Annotated in this window: 21 protein-coding genes and 1 other RNA gene; 17 read left to right on the top strand and 5 right to left on the bottom strand. The window is 56.6% G+C overall.

The features are described 5' to 3' along the window. Positions 1-11: 11 nt before the first annotated feature. Positions 12-770, bottom strand: coding sequence for a M48 family metallopeptidase (locus GVO84_RS18495; protein ID WP_021242066.1), 759 nt, complete (start codon positions 768-770; stop codon positions 12-14). Positions 771-1042: 272 nt separating this feature from the next. On the opposite strand from GVO84_RS18495, the gene tkt reads away from it, so the two are divergent. The 7 genes from tkt (at position 1043) to GVO84_RS18460 (ending at position 9412) form a co-directional block, all read left to right on the top strand. Beyond that, entirely contained in the window at positions 1043-3034 is a 1992-nt protein-coding gene (gene tkt, locus GVO84_RS18490; protein WP_159514860.1) for a transketolase, read from the top strand. Positions 3035-3362: 328 nt separating this feature from the next. After that, entirely contained in the window at positions 3363-4382 is a 1020-nt protein-coding gene (epd, locus tag GVO84_RS18485) for an erythrose-4-phosphate dehydrogenase (protein WP_121424607.1), read from the top strand. 49 nt (positions 4383-4431) lie between these two features. Further along, positions 4432-5595 carry a phosphoglycerate kinase gene (gene pgk, locus GVO84_RS18480; protein ID WP_121424606.1) on the top strand — a complete coding sequence of 388 codons (1164 nt, stop codon included), beginning with the start codon at positions 4432-4434 and terminating at the stop codon, positions 5593-5595. A 92-nt stretch (positions 5596-5687) separates the two neighbouring features. Beyond that, positions 5688-6767, top strand: a complete 1080-nt coding sequence (gene fbaA / locus GVO84_RS18475) for a class II fructose-bisphosphate aldolase (protein ID WP_029739216.1) — start codon at positions 5688-5690, stop codon at positions 6765-6767. 186 nt (positions 6768-6953) lie between these two features. Beyond that, on the top strand, positions 6954-7808 hold the full coding sequence (mscS, locus tag GVO84_RS18470) for a small-conductance mechanosensitive channel MscS (protein WP_024906566.1): 855 nt from the start codon (positions 6954-6956) through the stop codon (positions 7806-7808). Positions 7809-7953: 145 nt separating this feature from the next. Next, positions 7954-8589: an arginine exporter ArgO gene (gene argO, locus GVO84_RS18465; RefSeq protein ID WP_021242063.1), complete on the top strand. Its 636-nt coding sequence runs from the start codon at positions 7954-7956 to the stop codon at positions 8587-8589. 91 nt (positions 8590-8680) lie between these two features. Continuing rightward, positions 8681-9412 carry an oxidative stress defense protein gene (locus GVO84_RS18460; protein ID WP_008499728.1) on the top strand — a complete coding sequence of 244 codons (732 nt, stop codon included), beginning with the start codon at positions 8681-8683 and terminating at the stop codon, positions 9410-9412. 42 nt (positions 9413-9454) lie between these two features. Here GVO84_RS18460 and argP read toward each other — a convergent pair whose 3' ends face one another. Further along, a complete protein-coding gene (argP, locus tag GVO84_RS18455; protein WP_003860089.1) occupies positions 9455-10348 on the bottom strand; it encodes a DNA-binding transcriptional regulator ArgP in 894 nt (297 codons plus the stop codon). A 127-nt stretch (positions 10349-10475) separates the two neighbouring features. Here argP and rpiA point away from each other — a divergent pair, with 127 nt between their 5' ends. Together rpiA and serA are read left to right on the top strand one after the other, a co-directional pair. Then, the gene (rpiA, locus tag GVO84_RS18450; RefSeq protein WP_014885151.1) at positions 10476-11135 is read left to right on the top strand and encodes a ribose-5-phosphate isomerase RpiA; all 660 of its coding nucleotides are present in this window, start codon (positions 10476-10478) and stop codon (positions 11133-11135) included. A gap of 266 nt (positions 11136-11401) precedes the next feature. Next, on the top strand, positions 11402-12634 hold the full coding sequence (gene serA / locus GVO84_RS18445; protein ID WP_063144926.1) for a phosphoglycerate dehydrogenase: 1233 nt from the start codon (positions 11402-11404) through the stop codon (positions 12632-12634). 96 nt (positions 12635-12730) lie between these two features. Here the strand turns inward: serA and GVO84_RS18440 are convergent, their stop codons facing one another. The 3 genes from GVO84_RS18440 to zapA form a co-directional block, all read right to left on the bottom strand. Continuing rightward, positions 12731-13327 carry a 5-formyltetrahydrofolate cyclo-ligase gene (locus GVO84_RS18440; RefSeq protein ID WP_159514859.1) on the bottom strand — a complete coding sequence of 199 codons (597 nt, stop codon included), beginning with the start codon at positions 13325-13327 and terminating at the stop codon, positions 12731-12733. Between the two features lie 24 nt (positions 13328-13351). Beyond that, positions 13352-13535, bottom strand: a non-coding RNA gene (gene ssrS / locus GVO84_RS18435) — 6S RNA. Between the two features lie 41 nt (positions 13536-13576). After that, positions 13577-13906, bottom strand: a complete 330-nt coding sequence (zapA, locus tag GVO84_RS18430; RefSeq protein ID WP_006811891.1) for a cell division protein ZapA — start codon at positions 13904-13906, stop codon at positions 13577-13579. Between the two features lie 168 nt (positions 13907-14074). Between zapA and GVO84_RS18425 the strand changes: the two genes are divergently transcribed. The 8 genes from GVO84_RS18425 to GVO84_RS18390 all read left to right on the top strand — a co-directional run bounded on the left by GVO84_RS18425 (position 14075) and on the right by GVO84_RS18390 (position 24108). Continuing rightward, positions 14075-14653, top strand: coding sequence for a YecA family protein (locus GVO84_RS18425; protein WP_029739212.1), 579 nt, complete (start codon positions 14075-14077; stop codon positions 14651-14653). A gap of 31 nt (positions 14654-14684) precedes the next feature. Beyond that, entirely contained in the window at positions 14685-15998 is a 1314-nt protein-coding gene (gene pepP, locus GVO84_RS18420; RefSeq protein ID WP_159515666.1) for a Xaa-Pro aminopeptidase, read from the top strand. Then, positions 15995-17173 carry a 2-octaprenyl-6-methoxyphenyl hydroxylase gene (gene ubiH, locus GVO84_RS18415; protein WP_159514858.1) on the top strand — a complete coding sequence of 393 codons (1179 nt, stop codon included), beginning with the start codon at positions 15995-15997 and terminating at the stop codon, positions 17171-17173. Before pepP ends, ubiH begins: the two co-directional genes overlap by 4 nt. Positions 17174-17185: 12 nt before the next feature. Beyond that, the gene (ubiI, locus tag GVO84_RS18410; protein WP_159514857.1) at positions 17186-18388 is read left to right on the top strand and encodes an FAD-dependent 2-octaprenylphenol hydroxylase; all 1203 of its coding nucleotides are present in this window, start codon (positions 17186-17188) and stop codon (positions 18386-18388) included. A 397-nt stretch (positions 18389-18785) separates the two neighbouring features. Then, positions 18786-19880: a glycine cleavage system aminomethyltransferase GcvT gene (gene gcvT / locus GVO84_RS18405; RefSeq protein WP_159514856.1), complete on the top strand. Its 1095-nt coding sequence runs from the start codon at positions 18786-18788 to the stop codon at positions 19878-19880. A 23-nt stretch (positions 19881-19903) separates the two neighbouring features. After that, entirely contained in the window at positions 19904-20293 is a 390-nt protein-coding gene (gene gcvH, locus GVO84_RS18400; protein WP_159514855.1) for a glycine cleavage system protein GcvH, read from the top strand. A gap of 127 nt (positions 20294-20420) precedes the next feature. Continuing rightward, positions 20421-23294, top strand: coding sequence for an aminomethyl-transferring glycine dehydrogenase (gcvP, locus tag GVO84_RS18395; RefSeq protein ID WP_159514854.1), 2874 nt, complete (start codon positions 20421-20423; stop codon positions 23292-23294). Positions 23295-23364: 70 nt separating this feature from the next. Continuing rightward, the gene (locus GVO84_RS18390; protein ID WP_159514853.1) at positions 23365-24108 is read left to right on the top strand and encodes an SDR family oxidoreductase; all 744 of its coding nucleotides are present in this window, start codon (positions 23365-23367) and stop codon (positions 24106-24108) included. The last annotated feature ends 73 nt before the right edge of the window (positions 24109-24181 follow it).

Genomic DNA, 24181 nt, shown 5'->3' with positions numbered 1-24181 from the left:
TCCCGGTAAAATTATTTAATTCCGTCTGCGGCCATGCGGTCGCGAATATGCTGCGCGCGTTCTTCTGAGGCAGGGTGATCGTCAAACATGGAGCTTTGGCGTCCCGCTTCCAGCTTGGCCAGTTTTTCGAAACTGGTGGCTAAACCTGATGGATTAATGCCGCGTTTGCGCAACAGATCGTAGGAGTAGTCATCCGCCTCGGACTCCTGACGCTGTGAGAACTGAGAGTTAACCAGCTTTTCACCCACGTCGCCAAGCTGTGACTGCGACAGGCTGCCAACAATACCGCCCGCTGACGCCGCCGCCGCGCGGATGGCATTGGTGCCCAGGGCAACCTGCATCCCTTTCTTCACGTGGCCCAGGGCAACGTGGCCCATTTCATGGCCGATGACCGCTTCCACTTCGTTGTCGGTCATCATGTCCATCAGCCCGCTATAGACGCGGATACAGCCGTTCGCCATCGCGAAGGCGTTCACGTCTTTCGCCATATACACCTTGTAGTTCACCGGCTGGCCGTTGATGTTGTCGCCCAGCGCGGACGCAATCTTATTCAGACGCTGCGTGTAGGTACTGTTAGCCGGCGCAAGCGTGGCTTTTCCGTCCATATCTTTACAGGCCTGGTCGCTCAGCGCTTTCACCTGCGCATCGCTCAGGGAATAGGCCTGAAAGGCCTCTGCGCCTGACGTCATCAGACCGTTAGAATCCATATTCTGACAGCCGCTCAGCAGGAGCGTTGTACCCAGGGCCAGCACTATTGCACGCATTTTCATGAGGTTGCTTCCGTACTCGTTAATCTGAATAAAATCCGAAAAATGCACCGTCAGCGAAGCCGGTGTCGGGCTAAGTATAAGGAATATCGACAGAGCCGGGCGAGTAGATTGCGCAACATGCGAGCATGATCCAGAGATTTCTTAACAAGCAAAAGAATGCTCCATGTACATGACTTGCGGCTTGGGTTACATTGTTGGCACTTTTTTCCGGCGTAGCCCAAAACGCGCTGTCGTCAAGGGCATGGCCTTTAACAGTCCGATCTGGAGTTAAAATGTCCTCACGTAAAGAGCTTGCTAATGCTATTCGTGCGCTGAGCATGGACGCAGTACAGAAAGCCAAATCCGGCCACCCAGGGGCTCCTATGGGTATGGCTGATATCGCCGAAGTCCTGTGGCGTGATTTCCTGAACCACAATCCGCAGAACCCGTCATGGGCTGACCGCGACCGCTTCGTGCTGTCCAACGGCCACGGCTCTATGCTGATCTATAGCCTGCTGCACCTCACCGGCTACGATCTGCCAATTGAAGAGCTGAAAAACTTCCGTCAGCTGCACTCTAAAACTCCAGGTCACCCGGAAGTGGGTTACACCGCTGGCGTAGAAACCACCACCGGCCCGCTGGGTCAGGGTATTGCTAACGCAGTGGGTATGGCGATTGCTGAGAAGACGCTGGCGGCGCAGTTCAACCGTCCTGGTCACGACATCGTAGACCACTTCACCTATGCGTTCATGGGCGACGGCTGCATGATGGAAGGCATTTCTCACGAAGTGTGCTCCCTGGCAGGTACCCTGAAGCTGGGCAAACTGGTTGCGTTCTATGACGACAACGGTATCTCCATCGACGGCCACGTTGAAGGCTGGTTCACCGACGACACCGCAGCACGTTTCGAAGCCTACGGCTGGCACGTTGTGCGTGGCGTTGATGGCCACGATGCTGACTCGATTAAACGTGCAGTGGAAGAAGCGCGCGCTGTGACGGACAAACCGTCCCTGCTGATGTGCAAAACCATCATCGGCTTCGGCTCCCCGAACAAAGCGGGTACTCACGACTCCCACGGCGCGCCGCTGGGCGACGCGGAAATCGCACTGACCCGTGAAGCGCTGGGCTGGAAACACCCTGCATTCGAAATCCCATCTGAGATCTACGCTCAGTGGGATGCAAAAGAAGTAGGACAGGCGAAAGAAGCTGCCTGGAACGAGAAGTTCGCTGCCTATGCGAAAGCGTTCCCGCAGGAAGCGGCTGAATTCACCCGTCGTATGAAAGGTGACATGCCGTCCGACTTCGACGCGAAAGCGAACGAGTTCATCGCTAAGCTGCAGGCGAACCCGTCTAAAATCGCGAGCCGTAAAGCGTCTCAGAATGCGATTGAAGCGTTCGGTCCTCTGTTGCCTGAATTCCTCGGCGGCTCCGCTGACCTGGCGCCATCTAACCTGACCCTGTGGTCCGGTTCTAAAGCGATCAACGAAGACACTGCCGGTAACTACATCCATTACGGTGTACGTGAATTCGGTATGACTGCGATTGCCAACGGTATCTCCCTGCACGGTGGTTTCCTGCCGTACACCTCTACCTTCCTGATGTTCGTGGAATATGCACGTAACGCCGTGCGTATGGCCGCGCTGATGAAACAGCGTCAGGTGATGGTCTACACCCACGACTCCATCGGTCTGGGCGAAGATGGTCCAACTCACCAGCCGGTAGAGCAGGTGGCTTCCCTGCGCGTGACCCCGAACATGAGCACATGGCGTCCATGTGACCAGGTTGAATCCGCGGTAGCGTGGAAATACGGTGTTGAGCGTCAGGACGGTCCAACCGCGCTGATCCTCTCCCGTCAGAACCTGGCACAGCAGGAACGTACGCCTGAGCAGCTGGCGAACATCGCTCGCGGTGGTTACGTGCTGAAAGATTGCGCGGGCCAGCCAGAGCTGATCTTCATCGCCACCGGTTCTGAAGTTGAACTGGCTGTGGCAGCGTGGGAAAAACTGACTGCCGAAGGCGTGAAGGCGCGCGTGGTTTCCATGCCGTCTACCGACGCGTTCGACAAGCAGGATGCCGCTTACCGTGAATCCGTGCTGCCTAAAGCGGTTTCCGCTCGCGTGGCAGTGGAAGCGGGTATCGCTGACTACTGGTTCAAATACGTGGGCCTGAACGGTGCCATCGTCGGTATGACCACCTTCGGTGAGTCTGCTCCGGCAGAGCTACTGTTCGAAGAGTTCGGCTTCACCGTTGAGAACGTTGTCGCGAAAGCGAAAGAACTGCTGTAATTGCTGTTTTGCCCGGTGGCGCGTTAGCGCTTACCGGGCCTACAAATGGCTCGAAAGTAGGCCGGGTAAGCGCTAGTGCGCCACCCGGCTTTTTTGTAGGTATTATTCCACCTAAAATGTGACGCAAGTCATATAGCTCGCTTATTCATCTGGACAGACATTCCTTTTATTCCCCGATTCGCTTATTCTTGCTGAAGCGTTTCAGTCGATTAAATGTTCGACAATTGACCAATCAATCGCAGTTTGTGACAGCAAGGATTCCCCTTCGGGCGTAGCTGGATTACTCTTTCAGCCACCTCAAACTCAGGGATTGCTTTGCAGGAGATCTATGACCGTACGCGTAGCGATTAATGGCTTCGGTCGCATCGGACGTAATGTGGTTCGTGCTTTGTATGAATCCGGACGTCGGGCGGAAATAACCGTGGTGGCAATCAATGAACTGGCGGATGCTACGGGCATGGCGCATTTGTTGAAATATGACACCAGCCATGGACGCTTTGCCTGGGATGTTCGCCAGGAAAGAGATCAGCTGTTTGTCGGCGACGATGCCATCCGCGTACTGCATGAGAGCAGCATCGCCGGGCTACCGTGGCGTGAGCTGGGTGTGGATGTGGTGCTTGACTGTACCGGTGTCTACGGCAACCGCGAACATGGCGAAGCACATCTGGCTGCCGGCGCGAAAAAAGTCCTGTTTTCTCATCCCGGCAGTAACGACCTCGACGCGACCGTCGTGTTTGGCGTCAATCAGCATGAGCTGCAGGCCGAACACCGCATTGTTTCCAACGCCTCCTGTACCACCAACTGCATTATTCCGGTCATCAAACTGTTAGACGATGCGTATGGCATTGAATCCGGCACCGTGACCACGATTCACTCCGCCATGCACGATCAGCAGGTTATCGACGCCTACCATCCGGATTTACGACGCACTCGCGCGGCGAGCCAGTCAATCATTCCGGTGGATACTAAACTGGCGGCAGGGATCACCCGAATTTTTCCGCAGTTTAACGACCGGTTTGAAGCGATTGCCGTGCGTGTCCCAACGATTAACGTGACCGCGATCGACCTCAGCGTGACGGTGAAAAAACCGGTAAAAGCCTGTGAAGTCAACCTGTTGCTGCAAAAAGCGGCACAGGGGGCATTTCATGGTATAGTTGACTATACGGAATTACCGTTGGTCTCAGTAGATTTTAACCACGACCCGCACAGCGCCATCGTCGATGGCACGCAAACGAGAGTCAGTGGCGCACACCTTATCAAGACGCTGGTCTGGTGTGATAACGAATGGGGCTTTGCTAACCGAATGCTCGACACCACGTTAGCAATGGCCGCTCAAGGTTTCAGGTAAGACGCATTGTGCGTCTGCAAAACTTTAAGAATCAACGAGAGGATTCACCATGTCTGTAATTAAGATGACCGATCTGGATCTGGCTGGTAAACGCGTTTTCATCCGTGCCGATCTGAACGTACCGGTTAAAGATGGCAAAGTGACCAGCGACGCGCGTATCCGTGCATCTCTGCCAACCATCGAGCTGGCTCTGAAGCAGGGCGCGAAAGTGATGGTCACCTCCCACCTGGGTCGTCCAACTGAAGGCGAGTACAACGAAGAGTTCTCTCTGCTGCCAGTGGTTAATTACCTGAAAGACAAACTGTCCAGCCCGGTTCGCCTGGTGAAAGATTACCTGGACGGCGTTGAAGTTGCTGCCGGTGAACTGGTTGTTCTGGAAAACGTTCGCTTCAACAAAGGCGAAAAGAAAGACGACGAAACCCTGTCTAAAAAATACGCTGCGCTGTGCGACGTATTCGTAATGGATGCTTTCGGTACGGCTCACCGTGCACAGGCTTCAACCCACGGTATCGGTAAATTCGCAGATGTTGCTTGCGCCGGTCCTCTGCTGGCTGACGAACTGGAAGCGCTGGGTAAAGCACTGAAAGAACCTGCTCGTCCAATGGTGGCTATCGTTGGTGGTTCTAAAGTTTCTACCAAACTGACCGTTCTGGATTCCCTGTCTAAAATCGCTGACCAGCTGATCGTTGGCGGTGGTATCGCGAACACCTTCGTTGCCGCTCAGGGCCACAACGTGGGTAAATCCCTGTACGAAGCAGACCTGGTTGACGAAGCCAAACGCCTGCTGACTACCTGCGATATCCCGGTTCCGTCTGACGTTCGCGTAGCGACCGAGTTCTCCGAAACCGCAACCGCGACTCTGAAATCTGTAAACGACATCAAAGATGAAGAGCAGATTCTGGACCTGGGCGACGTTTCTGCACAGAAACTGGCTGAAATCCTGAAAAACGCAAAAACTATCCTGTGGAACGGTCCTGTTGGCGTGTTCGAATTCCCGAACTTCCGCAAAGGTACTGAAATCGTTGCTAACGCAATCGCAGACAGCGAAGCGTTCTCTATCGCAGGCGGTGGTGACACCCTGGCGGCAATCGACCTGTTCGGTATCGCTGACAAAATCTCCTACATCTCCACTGGTGGCGGCGCATTCCTCGAATTCGTGGAAGGCAAAGTACTGCCAGCAGTAGCAATGCTCGAAGAGCGCGCTAAGAAGTAAGCCATTCAAGGGCAGGGAAACCTGCCCAATTTTCAGCGCGCTTTTAAGAGCTCGCACCTTTTCTAACGGCCGAAGATACAGGACTAAGCAACATGTCTAAAATTTTTGATTTCGTAAAACCTGGCGTTATCACTGGTGATGACGTACAGAAAGTGTTCCAGGTAGCTAAAGAAAACAACTTCGCTCTGCCAGCAGTTAACTGCGTGGGTACCGACTCCATCAACGCCGTACTGGAAACTGCTGCTAAAGTTAAAGCTCCAGTTATCGTTCAGTTCTCTAACGGCGGCGCTGCGTTCATCGCAGGTAAAGGCGTGAAGACTGACATTCCTCAGGGTGCTGCAATCCTGGGTGCTATCTCTGGTGCGCACCACGTACACCAGATGGCTGAACACTACGGTGTTCCAGTTATCCTGCACACTGACCACTGCGCGAAGAAACTGCTGCCGTGGATCGACGGTCTGCTGGACGCGGGTGAAAAACACTTTGCGGCAACTGGTAAGCCACTGTTCTCTTCTCACATGATCGACCTGTCTGAAGAGTCACTGCACGAAAACATCGAAATCTGCTCCAAATACCTGGCGCGCATGGCCAAAATGGGCATGACCCTGGAAATCGAACTGGGTTGCACCGGTGGTGAAGAAGACGGCGTGGACAACAGCCACATGGACGCTTCTGCACTGTACACCCAGCCAGAAGACGTTGATTACGCTTACACCGAGCTGAGCAAAATCAGCCCACGCTTCACCATCGCAGCGTCCTTCGGTAACGTACACGGCGTTTACAAACCAGGTAACGTGGTTCTGACCCCGACCATCCTGCGTGATTCTCAGGAATACGTTTCTAAGAAACACAACCTGCCGCACAACAGCCTGAACTTCGTCTTCCACGGCGGTTCCGGTTCTTCTGCTCAGGAAATTAAAGACTCCGTAAGCTACGGCGTAGTGAAAATGAACATCGATACCGACACCCAGTGGGCAACATGGGACGGTATCCTGCAGTACTACAAAACCAACGAAGCTTACCTGCAGGGTCAGCTGGGCAACCCGAAAGGCGAAGACCAGCCGAACAAAAAATACTACGATCCACGCGTATGGCTGCGCGCTGCCCAGACTTCTATGATTACTCGTCTGGAGCAGGCATTCAAAGAGCTGAACGCGGTAGACGTTCTGTAATTTGAGCTGCTAACAGCATCAGAAGGCCCGCAAATGCGGGCCTTTTTTTATGCTTTTTCAATACCCTGCCGGGCCGGTTTTTGTGATCTGTTTGGCAATACTTGCGCTTTTTGTTTACCCTTTACGGACCTGCCTGTCTCCATGGGGGATGGATTTTGTGTTTTGGTTTAACAAAAGGAAGAATAAATGGAACAACTCGATGTTGTAGACAGCATCAATAACGCCGGTAACTGGCTGGTGCGCAACCAGGCATTGCTGCTGAGTTATGCGGTTAATATTGTAGCAGCCATTGCGATCATCATCGTCGGGATGATCGTGGCGCGTATCGTATCGAACGCGGTTAACCGCGTAATGCTGGCCCGTCACATTGACGCCACGGTGGCTGACTTCCTCTCCGCACTGGTGCGCTACGGCATTATCGCCTTTACGCTGATTGCGGCGCTGGGCCGTGTGGGCGTGCAGACCGCCTCCGTCATTGCCGTTCTCGGTGCCGCCGGTCTGGCTATTGGTCTGGCGCTGCAGGGCTCGCTTTCAAACCTGGCGGCAGGCGTTCTGCTGGTCACCTTCCGTCCGTTCCGCTCCGGCGAATACGTTGACCTTGGCGGCATTGCCGGGACCGTGCTGCAGGTGCAGATTTTCTCAACCACCATGCGTACCGTCGATGGCCGCATCGTGGTTGTGCCGAACGGGAAAATCATCGCGGGCAACATCATTAACTTTTCCCGTGAACCGGTGCGTCGTAACGAACTGATTATCAGCGTGGCGTACGACTCCGATATCGATCAGGTGAAGTCGCTGATCAGCAACATCATTGCGTCAGACGATCGCATTCTGAAAGACAAAGAGCAGACGGTTCGCCTGAACGAGCTGGGCGCGTCCTCGATTAACTTCGTGGTGCGTATCTGGAGCAAGAGCAGCGATCTGCAAAACGTGTACTGGGACGTGCTGGAACGCATTAAGCGCGACTTCGACGCCAACGGCATCAGCTTCCCGTACCCGCAGATGGACGTAAACGTCAAAAAAGTTAAAGAAGCAGAATAACGTCACCCGCAGGCCCGGTAAGCGTTAGCGACACCGGGCTTTATTCTTATAAGCGCTGCTAATCCCCAATTAATATTATCCATTTCCTCTAATGTGCTTCGCGCAGTATAGTCACCTTCCAGAACAATACTGTTAGAATTTCGTCATGTTATCCTATTACTTTCAAGGGCTTGCTTTAGGTGCGGCCATGATCCTTCCCCTCGGCCCGCAAAATGCATTCGTGATGAACCAGGGTATTCGCCGCCAGTATCATCTGATGATTGCCCTGCTGTGCGCGGTAAGCGATTTACTGCTGATCTGTGCCGGGATTTTTGGCGGCAGCGCATTGCTGATGCAGTCTCCCTGGCTGCTGGCATTGGTCACCTGGGGCGGCGTGGCGTTTCTGCTCTGGTATGGTTTTGGTGCCCTGAAAACGGCGATGAGCAGCAACCTCGAACTGGCGAGCGCGGAAGTCATGAAGCAGGGCCGCTGGAAGATTATTGTTACCATGCTGGCGGTCACCTGGCTTAATCCGCATGTTTATCTGGACACCTTCGTGGTGCTGGGCAGCCTGGGCGGACAGCTGGACGTTGAGCCGAAACGCTGGTTTGCGCTTGGCACGGTCAGCGCCTCTTTCCTCTGGTTCTTCGGTCTCGCCATTCTTGCCGCATGGCTGGCACCTCGTCTGCGTACGGCCAAAGCCCAGCGCATCATTAATACGCTGGTGGGGCTGGTGATGTGGTTTATTGCTTTTCAGCTGGCAAAAGAGGGGATTCACCACGTTCAGGAATTGTTCAACTAATCCTTGTCTTATGGACAACTGAACAAGACCCGCTAAGCTTGCTGGCATGCGCCCTGTTAATGGGCACTCTTCGCAACATGGAGGAATAACAGTGAAGTTTAAGGTGATGGCCCTGGCGGCATTAGTAAGTTTTGGTGCGGTGTCGGTGCAGGCAAGTGAACTGCCGGATGGCCCGCACATCGTCACTTCAGGCACCGCAAGCGTGGACGCGGTACCCGATGTTGCAACGCTGGCAATTGAAGTCAATGTCGCTGCGAAAGATGCGGCAACTGCCAAGAAGCAGGCTGACGATCGTGTTGCGCAATACCTCTCTTTCCTCGAGCAGAACGGTGTAGGTAAAAAGGATATCAACTCCGCGAACCTGCGTACTCAACCTGATTACGACTACCAGAATGGTAAAAGCATCCTGAAAGGCTACCGTGCCGTGCGTACCGTTGAAGTGACCGTGCGTCAGCTGGATAAGCTTAACTCGCTGCTGGATGGCGCGCTGAAGGCGGGTCTGAACGAAATTCGTTCCGTGTCGCTGGGCGTTGCGCAACCGGAGAAATACAAAGACGAAGCGCGTAAAGCGGCGATTGATGATGCCATTCACCAGGCGGAACAGCTGGCTTCTGGCTTTAAGAGCAAGCTCGGCCCGGTTTATAGCGTGCGTTACCACGTCTCTAACTACCAGCCAAGCCCGATGGTACGGATGATGAAGGCTGATGCAGCCCCGGTTTCTGCTCAGGAAACCTATGAGCAGCCAACCATTCAGTTCGACGATCAGGTGGATGTGGTCTTCCAGCTGGAACCTGTTGCAGCACAGCCGAAACCGGCTCAGTAATCTGTAGGCCGGGTAAGGCGAAGCCGCCACCCGGTTTATTTTTTAATCCTGCCTCAACACCTTGTGCCCAAACGCCAGCAGCGCGTCGGTGACGTTGCGCATCATGCGGCTTTCCGGCGCAAAACGGTGCCAGTAGAGCATCCGACGCTGATACAGCCCCGGCGTTAAGTCAATCAGCTCACCGCTTTTCAACTCTTTCTCAATCTGCAGATGCGGGATCATGCAGCAGGTGGTGCCCTGACGCGCAAGCTGCACAAAGGCTTCTGACGAGTTCACGATATGGCACGGTACGCTGCCGGGCGGCAGATCGAAGTTTTGCTGCAGGAACGCCTGATGCATATCGTCCAGATGGTCGAACGCGACGGCGGGGGCTTTCAGCAGCGCGGCGCGCGTGACGCCGTTCGGGAAGTAGCGCTCGGCAAAGGCTTTTGAACCCACAAACAGGTAGTCCAGCGCACCCAGCTGATCGACAAGACAGCTTGGCAGCGCCTGAGGCTGGATACTGACCGCCCCAACCACTTCACCGCGACGCAGGCGTTCCTGGGTTCGGGTTTCATCTTCAACCTGTAAATTCAGGCGGATAGGGGAGTCCGCTAATACCGGCGCAAGGGCCGGCAGCAGCCAGGTCGCCAGACTGTCGGCGTTGACCGCCAGAGAGAGCAGCAGCGGCGTAGAGCCCGTTTGTTCGTCACCCAGCCACTCGTCTTCCAGCAGTTCAACCTGGCGCAGCAGGGCGAGGAGCTTTTGCCCCTGCTCGGTTGGACGTGGCGGCACGGTACGCACCAGCAGCGGCTGGCCGAACATGTTTTCAAGCTGTTTGATACGCTGTGATACGGCGGACTGGGTGATGCAAAGCTTTTGCGCCGCGCGCTCAAAACCGCGTTCACGAATAACTGCATCAAGTGCCTGTAGTGTTCTGTAGTCCGGACGTTTCATTGCTCTGGCTGGCTCCTTAATTTTGCTTATTCTGCACTATGACACAATTTTCCCTTCGTGGCAGACGAATTCCATTCGACGTGTTCTATAATGCGCCCTGAGTTTTCACACCACAGGCAAAACGATCATGACGCAGGATGAACTGAAAAAAGCAGTAGGATGGGCCGCTCTCCAGTACGTGCAGCCGGGTACCATTGTCGGTGTCGGTACGGGATCAACCGCGGCACACTTTATCGATGCACTGGGCACGATGAAGGGGCAAATCGAGGGCGCGGTTTCCAGCTCTGATGCTTCCACGGAAAAGCTGAAAAGCCTCGGCATTACCGTTTTCGATCTCAACGAAGTGGATCGTCTGGGGATTTACGTTGATGGTGCGGATGAAATCAACGGCCACATGCAGATGATCAAAGGCGGCGGCGCGGCGCTGACGCGTGAAAAAATCATCGCCTCCGTTGCGGACAAGTTCATCTGCATCGCGGACGCCTCCAAGCAGGTCGACATTCTGGGTAACTTCCCGCTGCCGGTCGAAGTGATCCCGATGGCGCGTAGCGCGGTTGCCCGTCAGTTGGTGAAGCTGGGCGGTCGTCCGGAATATCGTCAGGGCGTCGTCACCGACAACGGTAACGTGATCCTCGACGTTCACGGTCTGGAAATTCTCGACGCAATTGCGCTGGAAAATGCCATCAACGCTATCCCAGGCGTAGTGACCGTAGGGCTATTCGCCAACCGTGGCGCGGATGTGGCGCTGATCGGCACCGCTGACGGCGTGAAAACCATCGTAAAATGATCTGACGGGGGGAGCCCTCCCCCCGCTAAAAAATTTTTGAAAAGCTAAATTCGGTGACTTGTGTCACGTTTTTCAGCCTCTTTTGCCGATCCTGCCGCGTTTGTAAATTTCCATAGCATTTTCCTCTGACATTTTGCTCTGGATGACTTTTCTTCAGAGTGCCGACGCAAACGTTCATATTGCTGCAATAGTTTTTTTTGATATGTTGGCTACAGCGGATTCATATCCAGCACAACATCAGTTCAGACAAAAACAGGGTCGGGTAAATGGCAAAGGTATCACTGGAGAAAGACAAGATTAAATTCCTGCTGGTCGAGGGCGTGCATCAAAAAGCAATCGATAGCCTTCGTGCGGCAGGTTACACCAACATCGAATTTCACAAAGGCGCGCTCGATACCGAAGAGCTGAAAGCGTCCATCCGTGATGCCCACTTCATTGGCCTGCGATCCCGTACTCATCTGACTGAAGACGTTATTGCCGCGGCGGAAAAGCTGGTGGCTATCGGCTGCTTCTGCATCGGAACCAACCAGGTTGACCTGAATGCTGCCGCCAAACGCGGTATTCCCGTCTTCAACGCCCCGTTCTCCAACACCCGTTCCGTGGCGGAGTTGGTGATTGGCGAGCTGCTGCTGCTGCTGCGCGGCATTCCAGAAGCGAACGCCAAGGCGCACCGCGGCGTGTGGAACAAGCTGGCGTCTGGCTCTTTCGAAGCGCGTGGAAAAAAGCTGGGGATTATCGGCTACGGCCACATCGGTACGCAGCTCGGTATTCTGGCGGAATCCCTGGGTATGCACGTATTTTTCTACGATATCGAAAGCAAGCTGCCGCTGGGCAATGCGACCCAGGTTCAACATCTGTCTGACCTGCTGAACATGAGCGACGTGGTAAGCCTGCACGTGCCGGAAAATGCCTCCACCAAAAACATGATGGGCGCGGAAGAGCTGGCGCTGATGAAGCCAGGCTCACTGCTGATCAACGCCGCGCGCGGCACGGTTGTTGATATCCCGGCGCTGGCGGATGCGCTGAAGCGTAAGCATCTGGCGGGCGCGGCCATCGACGTGTTCCCAACGGAGCCTGCGACCAACAGCGATCCGTTTACCTCTCCGCTGTGCGAGTTCGACAACGTGATCCTGACGCCGCACATCGGCGGTTCTACGCAGGAAGCGCAGGAGAATATCGGCCTGGAAGTAGCGGGTAAGCTGAGCAAATACTCCGACAACGGTTCTACGCTCTCTGCCGTCAACTTCCCGGAAGTGTCTCTGCCGCTGCACGGTGGTCGTCGTCTGCTGCACATCCACGAAAACCGTCCGGGCGTGCTGACCGCGATCAACCAGATCTTTGCCGAGCAGGGCGTCAACATTGCCGCGCAGTATCTGCAAACAAACTCGCAGATGGGCTACGTGGTCATTGATATCGAAGCGGATGACGATGTTGCCGAGAAAGCGTTGCTGAGCATGAAGTCTATTGCGGGGACGATTCGCGCGCGTCTGCTGTACTGATGGTGTGGTTTGTGGTGTCGGGTGGCGGCTGCGCCTTACCCGACCTACGCTGAGAATTTGTAGGCCGGGTAAGCGTAAGCGCCACCCGGCTTTATTCTACCAGACCCAGATTTTGCTGGGCGTCACTACCGCCGGCAGCGGCACATCCCACTTCTCTACCGGCAACGCCTCCACGCCCTGACAATCATGTGCATAGCCCACCGGCTGCAACCCGTACTGCTGCCAGTTTTGCAGCGTCCGGTCGTAAAAGCCGCCGCCCATCCCTAAACGCTGGCCCTGTTCATCAAACGCCACCAGCGGCGTAATCAGCACATCCAGCTGCGACAGCGGCAGCACGTCGCGCACGTCGAGTTTCGGCTCGGTGATTTTCAGGCGATTCACCACCAGTTCGCTGTGCGGGTGATAGTGCAGAAACAGCAGATTCCCCTCGCTGAACGGGTGCAGCACCGGCAGATAGACCTTCTTCCCGGCGCGCCAGAGCTGTTCTATCAGCGGTTGGGTATCCAGCTCTCCATCAAACGACAGAAACAGCGCAACGGTGTGCGCCATCACGACAGGGGGATACGCCATCATACGGGCGGCGGCCTGCTGGGCAAAATGCGCTTGCTGATCGGAGGTTAACGCACGGCGGCGCTGACGAATTAACTGACGGATGTCCTGGCGTGAAGCAGAAACTTCAGGGAATTGAGTCATGGTAGTCGGTAGAAGAAAAGAGAGGGAATCTCCGAGATGCCGCCGCAGGCTGTAACCCTTGAACCCTTGGTTCAAGGTGAATGTGTCGTCATAGTTTTAAGGCTTCTCGGACGGACCGAGCATGCTCACCAACCATGGAGCGCCACATTCTTGTGGTATGAAATATCGGCTCAGGGGACTGGCCCGCTTGCGAACATCTCAGAGAAATTTTGTCTTCACAGTTACTCTACCATAGTCAACTGAGAAGTGTTATTCAAACTTTGGTCCCGGTCTTTCGGGATTGCGACCTTGATCAAGCAATGCCTGTTCTATGGTCTGCTGGAGCATTTTAATGCGCTGCTCCATGCTTGCCGCGTAGTCGCGGGTCTTCGCTTTTTCCTGAGTCAGTTCATAGCTGATGTTCAACGCGGCGATGAAAACCAGCTGCTCAGTATTTGTGACTCTAGTGCGTTCTTTTAGATCTTGCAACCGCTGATTCAAATCGTCCGCTGCCTGATTCAAAGCATCCCTTTGTTCAGGCGGACAATTCACTCGCAGTGAACGGCCAAAAATCTGGAGATCGACGGGTTGTGCAGACATGCCACCTTCCTGCTGATTGACTGCGCTGCCTTCGCTTACTGCCCCGGGGGCTGCGAAGGGGCGACACTATAGCTACCCTGATGTGAAGATACAAGCCCTTTTCTGGTATCACCAGGGTCCAAAGTGGTAGCATATCATGAAACTTCCCCCCTTTGATGACGAATGCTCATGTCTATACAGAACGAAATGCCTGGTTACAAGGATTTAAACCAGTTACTGAACCAGCAGGGAGTCGGTTTAACCCCTGCCGAAATGCACGGTCTGATCAGTGGCATGCTGTGCGGCGGAAACAGCGACAGCTCATGGCAGCCGCTGATCCACGACCTCACGAATGAAGGGCTGGCGTTTGGTCACGAGCTGGCGGAAGCGCTGCGTAAAATGCACGCCGCAACCAGCGATTCGCTGGAAGACGATGGCTTCCTTTTTCAGCTTTATCTGCCTGAAGGCGACGACGTCAGCGTCTTCGATCGTGCCGATGCGCTGGCCGGCTGGGTTAACCACTATCTGCTGGGGCTGGGCGTGACGCAGCCTAAACTGGATAAGGTGACCGGCGAAGCGGGTGAAGCGATCGACGACCTGCGCAACATTGCCCAGCTCGGCTACGATGAAGACGAAGACCAGGAAGAGCTGGAAATGTCTCTTGAAGAGATTATTGAGTACGTGCGCGTGGCGGCACTGCTGTGTCACGACAACTTCACGCGCTCACAGCCGACCGCGCCGGAAGTCCGCAAGCCAACCTTACATTAAGAAAAATAACGCACAGGAGGGTGTCATGGTTATCTCGAGTCAAGAGTATTCCCGCCGCCGTCAGGCGCTGCTGGCAACAATGCAGCCGGGCAGCGCCGCGCTGATTTTTGCTGCGCCCGAAGTCACGCGCAGCGCCGACAGCGAATATCCCTATCGCCAGAGCAGCGATTTCTGGTACTTCACCGGCTTTAACGAGCCGGAAGCGGTGCTGGTGCTGATTAAGAGCAATGACACCCACAATCACAGCGTAATTTTCAACCGCGTGCGCGATCTGACGGCTGAAATCTGGTTTGGCCGCCGCTTAGGGCAGGAGGCCGCACCGGAAAAGCTGGGCGTTGACCGCGCGCTGGCGTTTAGCGAAATCAACCAGCAGCTCTATCAGCTGCTTAACGGCCTCGACGTGCTCTATCACGCGCAGGGCGAATATGCGTACGCCGATGAGATTGTTTTCACCGCGCTGGATAAGCTGCGCAAAGGCTCGCGGCAGAACCTGTCTGCTCCCGCTACGCTGACGGACTGGCGTCCGGTGGTGCATGAGATGCGCCTCTTCAAGTCAGAAGAAGAGCTGAATTTGATGCGTCGTGCGGGCGAAATCAGCGCGCTGGCGCACACCCGCGCCATGGAGAAGTGCCGTCCCGGGCTGTTCGAATACCAGCTGGAAGGTGAAATTCACCACGAATTTAACCGCCACGGCGCGCGTTATCCCTCCTACAACACCATCGTTGGCGGCGGGGAAAACGGCTGCATTCTGCACTACACCGAGAACGAAAGCGCGCTGCGCGATGGCGATCTGGTGCTGATTGACGCCGGGTGTGAGTATCTGGGCTACGCGGGCGACATCACCCGAACCTTCCCGGTGAACGGTAAATTCTCGCCTGCTCAGCGCGAGATTTACGACATCGTGCTCGAATCCCTGGAAACGGCGCTCAGGTTATACCGTCCGGGAACCTCCATTCAGGATGTCACCGGTGAAGTGGTGCGCATCATGATTACCGGTCTGGTCAGGCTCGGGATCCTGAAAGGGGATGTCGACACCCTGATTGCTGAAAACGCGCATCGACCGTATTTCATGCACGGCCTGAGCCACTGGCTGGGGCTGGATGTACATGACGTTGGCGCGTACGGGACGGACCGTTCACGCGTGCTGGAGCCGGGCATGGTGTTAACCGTGGAGCCGGGGCTGTATATCGCGCCGGATGCCGACGTGCCTGAAGAGTACCGCGGGATTGGCATTCGTATTGAAGACGACATCGTGATTACCGAAACCGGTAACGAAAACCTGACCGCGAGCGTCGTGAAAAACGCTGACGATATCGAGGCGCTGATGGCAGCGGCACGCGCATGAGCGTGATTATCGTTGGCGGCGGCATGACCGGGGCCACGCTGGCGCTGGCCATTTCGCATTTGACGAAAGGCCAGCTTCCGGTGCACCTGGTGGAAGCCGTCGCGCCGCAGACAAAGAATCATCCCGGTTTTGATTCCCGCGCCATTGCCCTGGCACAGGGTACCTGCCAGCAGCTGTCCCGCATTGGCATCTGGCAGGCCATCGCCGATTGCGCCACGGCAATTAACACCGTTCACGTAAGCGATCGCGGCCATGCTGGCTTTGTGACGCTGGATGCCCATGATTACCGTATCGACGCGCTGGGTCAGGTTGTTGAACTCCACGACGTTGGCCTGCGTCTGTTCCGTCTGTTACAGGATGCGCCGGGCGTCACGCTTCACTGTCCGGCGCGCGTCGCCAGTTTTAGCCGCAGCGAAGATGCGGTCAGCGTAGCCCTCGATAATGGCAACGTTCTCGACGGTCAGCTTCTGGTCGCCGCGGACGGTTCGCGCTCGTCGCTCGGCACGCAGTGTGGCATCGAGTGGCGGCAGCAGCCTTACGGGCAGGTTGCGGTCATTGCGAACGTCGCGACCGCAGCAGAACACCACGGCCGGGCGTTTGAGCGCTTCACGCAGCACGGTCCGCTGGCCATGCTGCCGATGTCGGACGGGCGCTGTTCGCTTGTCTGGTGTCATCCGCAGGATAAGGCTGAAGAGGTTCAGGCCTGGTCAGAAGAACGTTTTTGTACCGAGCTGCAGAAAGCTTTTGGCTGGCGGCTGGGGCGTATTACCCATGCGGGGAAACGTGCGGTCTATCCGCTGTCGTTAACCACCGCATCGCAGTCTGTTTCTCACCGCGTGGCGCTGGTCGGCAACGCCGCGCAGACATTACATCCGATTGCCGGACAAGGATTTAACCTTGGGCTGCGTGATGTCATGAGCCTGGCGGAATCGCTGGCGCAGGCATGGGGTGAGCAAAAAGATTGCGGCGCTTATTCGGTGCTAAGCCATTACCAGAAGCGACGTCAGGCCGATAAAGAGGCGACAATCGGCGTTACCGACGGCTTAGTCCATCTCTTTGCCAACCGCTGGGCACCGCTGGTTGCAGGCCGCAACCTCGGGCTGATGGCGATGGAATTATTCATTCCGGCACGTGACGTGCTGGCGCAGCGGACTCTTGGTTGGGTCGCGCGTTAAGGAGTTATCACCGTGCAAAATGTTGATGTCGCCATCGTTGGCGGCGGTATGGTCGGACTGGTGCTGGCCTGTGGTTTACAGGGCAGCGGCCTGCGCGTGGCGGTGCTGGAGCAAAAGCAGCCTCAGCCCGTTGCACCAGATGCTCCGCCGGAACTCCGCGTCTCGGCGATCAATGCCGCCAGCGAGAAATTGCTGACGCATCTTGGCGTCTGGGCAGATATTGTGGCGCAGCGCGCCAGCTGCTATCACGGCATGGAGGTGTGGGATAAAGACAGCTTTGGTCATATTGCTTTTGATGATGAAAGCATGGGCTATAGCCATCTTGGCCACATTATCGAGAATGCCGTTATCCATCATGCGCTGTGGCAAAAAGCGCAGTCCTGTAGCGATGTCACCCTGATTGCGCCTGCGCAGATCCAGCAGGTGGCATGGGGCGAAAACGAGGCGTTTATCACCTTACAAAGCGGCGACATGCTGACCGCGCGTCTGGTGGTCGGCGCTGACGGTGCCAACTCCTGGCTGCGGAATAAAGCCGATATCCCGCTGACCTTCTGGGATTACCGCCATCATGCTCTGGTGGCAACGATCCGCACCGAAGAGCCGCACGGCGGCGTGGCGCGGCAGATTTTCCACAACGACGGCATTCTGGCGTTCCTGCCGCTTGCCGATCCGCACCTGTGCTCGATTGTCTGGTCCCTGGTGCCGGAGAAAGCCCAGCAGATGCAGGAGGCGACGCCGGACGCCTTTAACCAGGCGCTGTGCGTGGCGTTCGATAACCGCCTTGGCCTGTGCACGCTTGAAAGCGAGCGTCAGGTGTTCCCGTTAACCGGCCGCTACGCGCGTCAGTTTGCGGCGCACCGTCTGGCGCTGGTGGGGGATGCGGCGCATACCATTCATCCGCTGGCCGGGCAGGGCGTTAACCTTGGCTTTATGGACGCGGCGGAGCTGGTTGAGGAGTTGCGCCGCCTGCACCGCGAAGGCAAAGATATCGGCCAGCATCTCTACCTGCGTCGCTACGAGCGCAGCCGCAAGCACAGCGCGGCGATGATGCTGGCGGGCATGCAGGGCTTCCGCGAGCTGTTTGCCGGGGCGAATCCGGCGAAAAAACTGCTGCGCGACATTGGCCTCAAGCTTGCTGACACCCTTCCGGGTGTTAAACCCCAGCTCCTCCGTCAGGCGATGGGTCTTAACGACCTGCCGGACTGGCTACGTTAATTTAGACCCCTGTCACACTTTCTTTTCCCGGCCTCTGCGCCGGGGAAATTCCCTCGTTTGAAATATTCTAATTTCACGTCATTTTTCGCATTAGATAATCTAATGTCGTGTTTTTCTCGCTACGGAAATTCGGCCCGTTTTTCCGCACGAAATATCACCATGTGCTAAATCCTGTTAGATCATTGTTAATTTTGTGCGGGGTTAATCGCATTTTTCCAGTGAATAACTCTGTAGGCTTTTTAGCGTTTTTTGGTCATAAGCTAATGTGATGACCCGTTTTACCTTATGGTTAACCGCCGGTTTCGGTGGTAAGTTCAGGTAAAAGAGAACGTTTGCGTCGGCACTCGGGAACGGGGCCGATACCGGGTTTCACGGTGAATTTTTCAACGAGGACAAGATGGCTCAACAGACTCCTTTGTACGAACAACACGTGTTATGCGGCGCCCGCATGGTGGACTTCCATGGCTGGATGATGCCGCTGCACTACGGCTCGCAGATTGATGAGCACCACGCGGTGCGCACCGATGCCGGTATGTTCGACGTGTCCCATATGACGATTGTCGATCTGCGCGGTAGCCGCACCCGGGAGTTTTTGCGTTATCTGCTGGCAAATGACGTCGCCAAACTGAAGACGCCGGGTAAAGCGCTCTATACCGGCATGCTGAATGCCTCGGGCGGCGTGATTGATGACCTTATCGTCTATTACTTCACTGAAGATTTCTTCCGCCTCGTTGTAAACTCCGCCACCCGCGAAAAAGACCTCTCCTGGATCACCCAACACGCCGAACCTTATGCCATCGACATCACCGTCCGTGACGATCTGTCGCTGATCGCCGTGCAGGGGCCGAACGCGCAGGCGAAAGCCGCGTCTCTGTTTAACGACGAGCAGCGCAAAGCAACCGAAGGCATGAAGCCGTTCTTCGGCGTGCAGGCGGGCGATCTGTTTATCGCCACCACCGGCTACACCGGTGAAGCGGGCTACGAAATTGCCATGCCGAACGAGAAGGCCGCTGATTTCTGGCGTGCGCTGGTGGAAGCGGGCGTGAAGCCTGCGGGTCTGGGCGCGCGCGATACGCTGCGTCTGGAAGCGGGGATGAACCTCTACGGTCAGGAGATGGATGAAGGCGTCTCTCCGCTGGCCGCCAATATGGGCTGGACCATCGCATGGGAACCGGCTGACCGTGACTTTATTGGCCGTGAAGCGCTGGAGATGCAGCGCGAGAAGGGCACTGAACAGCTGGTGGGGCTGGTGATGACCGAGAAGGGCGTGCTGCGCGGTGAACTGCCGGTGCGTTTTACCGATGCTGACGGCAATCCTCGTGAAGGCGTGATCACCAGCGGGTCCTTCTCCCCAACGCTGGGCTACAGTATTGCACTGGCACGCGTGCCGGCGGGTATTGGTGAAACGGCGGTGGTGCAAATCCGCAACCGCGAAATGCCGGTCAACGTAACCAAACCGATTTTTGTTCGCGCCGGTAAGCCGGTCGCCTAATTATTTTTATCAGGAGAACTTCAATGAGCAATGTGCCAGCAGAACTGAAATACAGCAAAGAACACGAGTGGCTGCGCAAAGAGGCGGACGGCACTTACACCGTAGGGATCACCGAGCACGCGCAAGAGCTGCTGGGCGACATGGTGTTTGTTGACCTGCCTGACGTGGGCACGACCGTTAGCGCGGGCGACGACTGCGCTGTGGCTGAGTCCGTAAAAGCGGCTTCTGACATCTACGCTCCTGTGAGCGGCGAAATCGTTGCCGTCAACGACGCGCTGAGCGATTCGCCAGAGCTGGTAAACAGCGAGCCTTATGAAGGCGGCTGGATCTTCAAGATCAAAGCCAGCGACGAATCTCAGGTTGCCGCGCTGCTGGATGCGATCGCGTACGAAGCACTACTGGAAGACGAATAACGTTTTGCCGGATGGCGCTGCGCTTATCCGGCCTACAGGTCAACGTAGGCCCGGTAAGCGTTAGCGCCACCGGGCAACAGCGTTACAGATAACTACGATTCACTGCACGTTTCAGGAACCATCGCTCATGACACAGACTTTAAGCCAGCTTGAAAACCGTGGCGCCTTCATTGAACGTCACATTGGGCCGGATGCTCAGCAACAGCAGGAGATGCTGAAGACAGTTGGCGCGGATTCATTAAACGCACTGATCGGCCAGATTGTGCCAAAAGACATCCAGCTTGCCACGCCGCCTCAGGTGGGGGAAGCCACTACGGAATTCGCCGCGCTGGCGGAGCTGAAGGCTATCGCAGGCCTGAACAAGCGCTATAAGTCTTACATTGGCATGGGCTACACCAACGTGCAGTTGCCTCCGGTTATCCTGCGCAACATGCTGGAAAACCCGGGCTGGTACACCGCTTACACCCCGTATCAGCCAGAAGTCTCCCAGGGCCGTCTGGAAGCGCTGCTGAACTTCCAGCAGGTGACGCTGGATCTGACCGGGATGGATATCGCTTCCGCTTCGCTGCTGGATGAAGCCACCGCTGCCGCCGAAGCAATGGCGATGGCTAAGCGCGTGAGCAAGCTGAAAAATGCCAACCGCTTCTTCGTGGCGGCGGACGTGCATCCTCAGACGCTGGACGTGGTGCGTACCCGCGCAGAGACCTTCGGCTTTGACGTGATTGTCGACGACGCTGACAAAGTGCTGGATCACCAGGACGTCTTCGGCGTGCTGTTGCAGCAGGTAGGCACCACCGGTGAAGTCCACGACTACGGCGCGCTAATTGCCGAGCTGAAGTCCCGCAAAGTGGTTGTCAGCGTTGCCGCCGATTTTATGGCGCTGGTGCTGCTGACGGCGCCGGGCAAACAGGGCGCGGATATCGTCTTCGGCTCTGCGCAACGCTTCGGCGTGCCGATGGGCTACGGCGGTCCGCACGCGGCGTTCTTCGGCGCGAAAGATGAATTCAAACGCTCCATGCCCGGCCGTATTATCGGCGTCTCAAAAGATGCTGCCGGTAACACCGCGCTGCGCATGGCGATGCAGACCCGCGAGCAGCACATCCGCCGCGAGAAAGCGAACTCCAACATCTGTACCTCGCAGGTGCTGCTGGCAAACATCGCCAGCCTGTACGCCGTGTTCCACGGCCCGGCAGGCCTGAAGCGCATTGCCAGCCGCATTCACCGCCTGGCCGATATTCTGGCCTGCGGTCTGCAGCAGAAAGGCCTTAAGCTGCGCCACGCTCACTACTTCGACACCCTGTGTGTGGAAGTGGCAGACAAAGCGGCCGTGCTGGCGCGCGCGAATGCGGCAGAGATCAACCTGCGCAGCGACATCCACAACGCCGTCGGCATTACGCTCGATGAAAGCACCACCCGCGACGATATCCTGAACCTGTTCAGCGTGCTGCTGGGCGACGCGCACGGTCTGGACGTTGACGCGCTCGACAAAGAGGTCGCGCTCGACAGCCGCTCCATTCAGGAAAGCATGCTGCGTAACGATGCGATCCTGACGCATCCGGTCTTTAATCGCTACCACAGCGAAACCGAGATGATGCGTTACATGCACTCTCTGGAGCGCAAAGATCTGGCGCTGAACCAGGCGATGATCCCGCTGGGTTCCTGCACCATGAAGCTGAACGCCGCGGCAGAGATGATCCCGATCACCTGGCCTGAATTCTCCGAGCTGCACCCGTTCTGCCCGCCAGAGCAGGCGGAAGGTTATCACATGATGATCAACCAGCTTTCCGACTGGCTGGTGAAATTGACCGGTTATGACGCGCTCTGCATGCAGCCGAACTCCGGCGCGCAGGGTGAGTACGCGGGCCTGCTGGCGATCCGCCACTATCACGAAAGCCGCAACGAAGGTCATCGCGATATCTGCCTGATCCCAAGCTCTGCCCACGGTACCAACCCGGCCTCTGCCCAGATGGCGGGTATGGAAGTGGTGGTCGTTGCGTGCGACAAGAACGGCAACATCGATCTGGCCGACCTGCGTGCGAAAGCCGAGCAGGCGGGCGACAAGCTCTCCTGCATCATGGTGACCTACCCGTCCACCCACGGCGTGTACGAAGAGACCATCCGTGAAGTGTGTGAAGTGGTGCACCAGTTCGGCGGTCAGGTATACCTCGACGGCGCAAACATGAATGCTCAGGTGGGCATTACCTCTCCGGGCTTTATCGGCGCGGACGTGTCGCACCTGAACCTGCACAAAACCTTCTGCATCCCGCACGGCGGCGGCGGCCCGGGCATGGGCCCAATCGGCGTGAAAGCGCACCTGGCGCCGTTTGTTCCAGGCCACAGCGTGGTGCAGATTGAAGGCATGCTGACCCGTCAGGGCGCGGTCTCTGCGGCACCGTTCGGCAGCGCTTCTATCCTGCCAATCAGCTGGATGTACATCCGCATGATGGGCGCGGAAGGGCTGAAGCAGGCGAGCCAGGTGGCGATCCTGAACGCCAACTATATTGCGACTCGCCTGAAATCCGCCTTCCCGGTGCTCTATACCGGCCGCGACGGTCGCGTGGCGCACGAGTGCATCCTCGACATTCGTCCGCTGAAAGAGCAGACCGGCATTAGCGAGCTGGACATTGCCAAGCGTCTGATCGACTACGGCTTCCACGCGCCTACCATGTCGTTCCCGGTTGCGGGCACGCTGATGGTGGAGCCAACGGAGTCCGAAAGCAAAGCCGAGCTGGACCGCTTTATCGACGCGATGCTGGCCATCCGCATGGAGATCGATCGCGTGCAGGACGGCGAGTGGACGCTGGAAGATAACCCGCTGGTTAACGCCCCGCACACCCAGCACGAAATGGTGGCAGAGTGGAACCACGGCTATTCCCGCGAGCTGGCGGTCTTCCCGGCAGGTGTGGCAAACAAATACTGGCCGACCGTGAAGCGTCTTGATGACGTCTACGGCGACCGTAACCTGTTCTGCTCCTGCGTACCGATGAGCGAATACCAGTAATATTGCTGATGTAGTAACGTAGGCCGGGTAAGGCGAAGCCGCCACCCGGCTTTTTTATTGGGAGAAGCGAATGGCAATTGCACTGGTCACCGGCGCCAGCCGAGGCATTGGGAAAGCTACCGCGCTGCAGCTGGCGCGCGAAGGCTACACCGTGGCGGTGAACTATCATCACAACATTAAAGCCGCGACGGACGTCATCAAGCAGATTGTGGATGCGGGGGGTAAAGCGTTTGCCGTCCGCGCGGATATCAGTGATGAAGCCCAGGTGCTGGCGATGTTTGACAGCCTCGATCGTGAAGGCGAGCCGCTTCGTGCGCTGGTCAATAATGCGGGCATTCTGTTTGAGCAATCCACTATCGAGAATCTCTCCGCTGAGCGCATTAACCGCGTTCTGACGACCAACGTCACGGGCTATTTTCTCTGCTGTCGGGAAGCGGTAAAACGCATGTCCTTCAAACATGGCGGCAAGGGTGGGGCGATAGTGAATGTCTCCTCTGCGGCGTCGCGTCTGGGCGCGCCGGGTGAATATGTGGATTATGCCGCGTCGAAGGGGGCGGTGGATTCGCTGACAACCGGGCTATCGCTGGAGGTGGCGGCACAGGGCATTCGCGTCAACTGCGTGCGTCCGGGTCTGATTTATACCGATATTCATGCGTCCGGCGGAGAGCCGGGGCGGGTAGATCGCGTTAAGTCGCTGCTGCCGATGCAGCGCGGCGGCCAGCCGGAAGAGGTGGCGCAGGCGATTGTCTGGCTGCTGAGCGAGAAGGCGTCGTACGTAACGGGCAGTTTTTTAGAGTTGGCCGGTGGGAAATAAGCCGGGTGGCGGCTTCGCCTTACCCGGCCTACTATTCGTGTAGGCCCGGTAAGCGCAGCGCCACCGGGCAAAA

It is taken from the genome of Enterobacter sp. SM3, from assembly GCF_009811935.2.
Lineage (GTDB): Bacteria > Pseudomonadota > Gammaproteobacteria > Enterobacterales > Enterobacteriaceae > Enterobacter > Enterobacter asburiae_D.
Note: the sequence above shows the minus strand (reverse complement) of the source record. Positions and strands in the feature narration are given on the sequence as shown.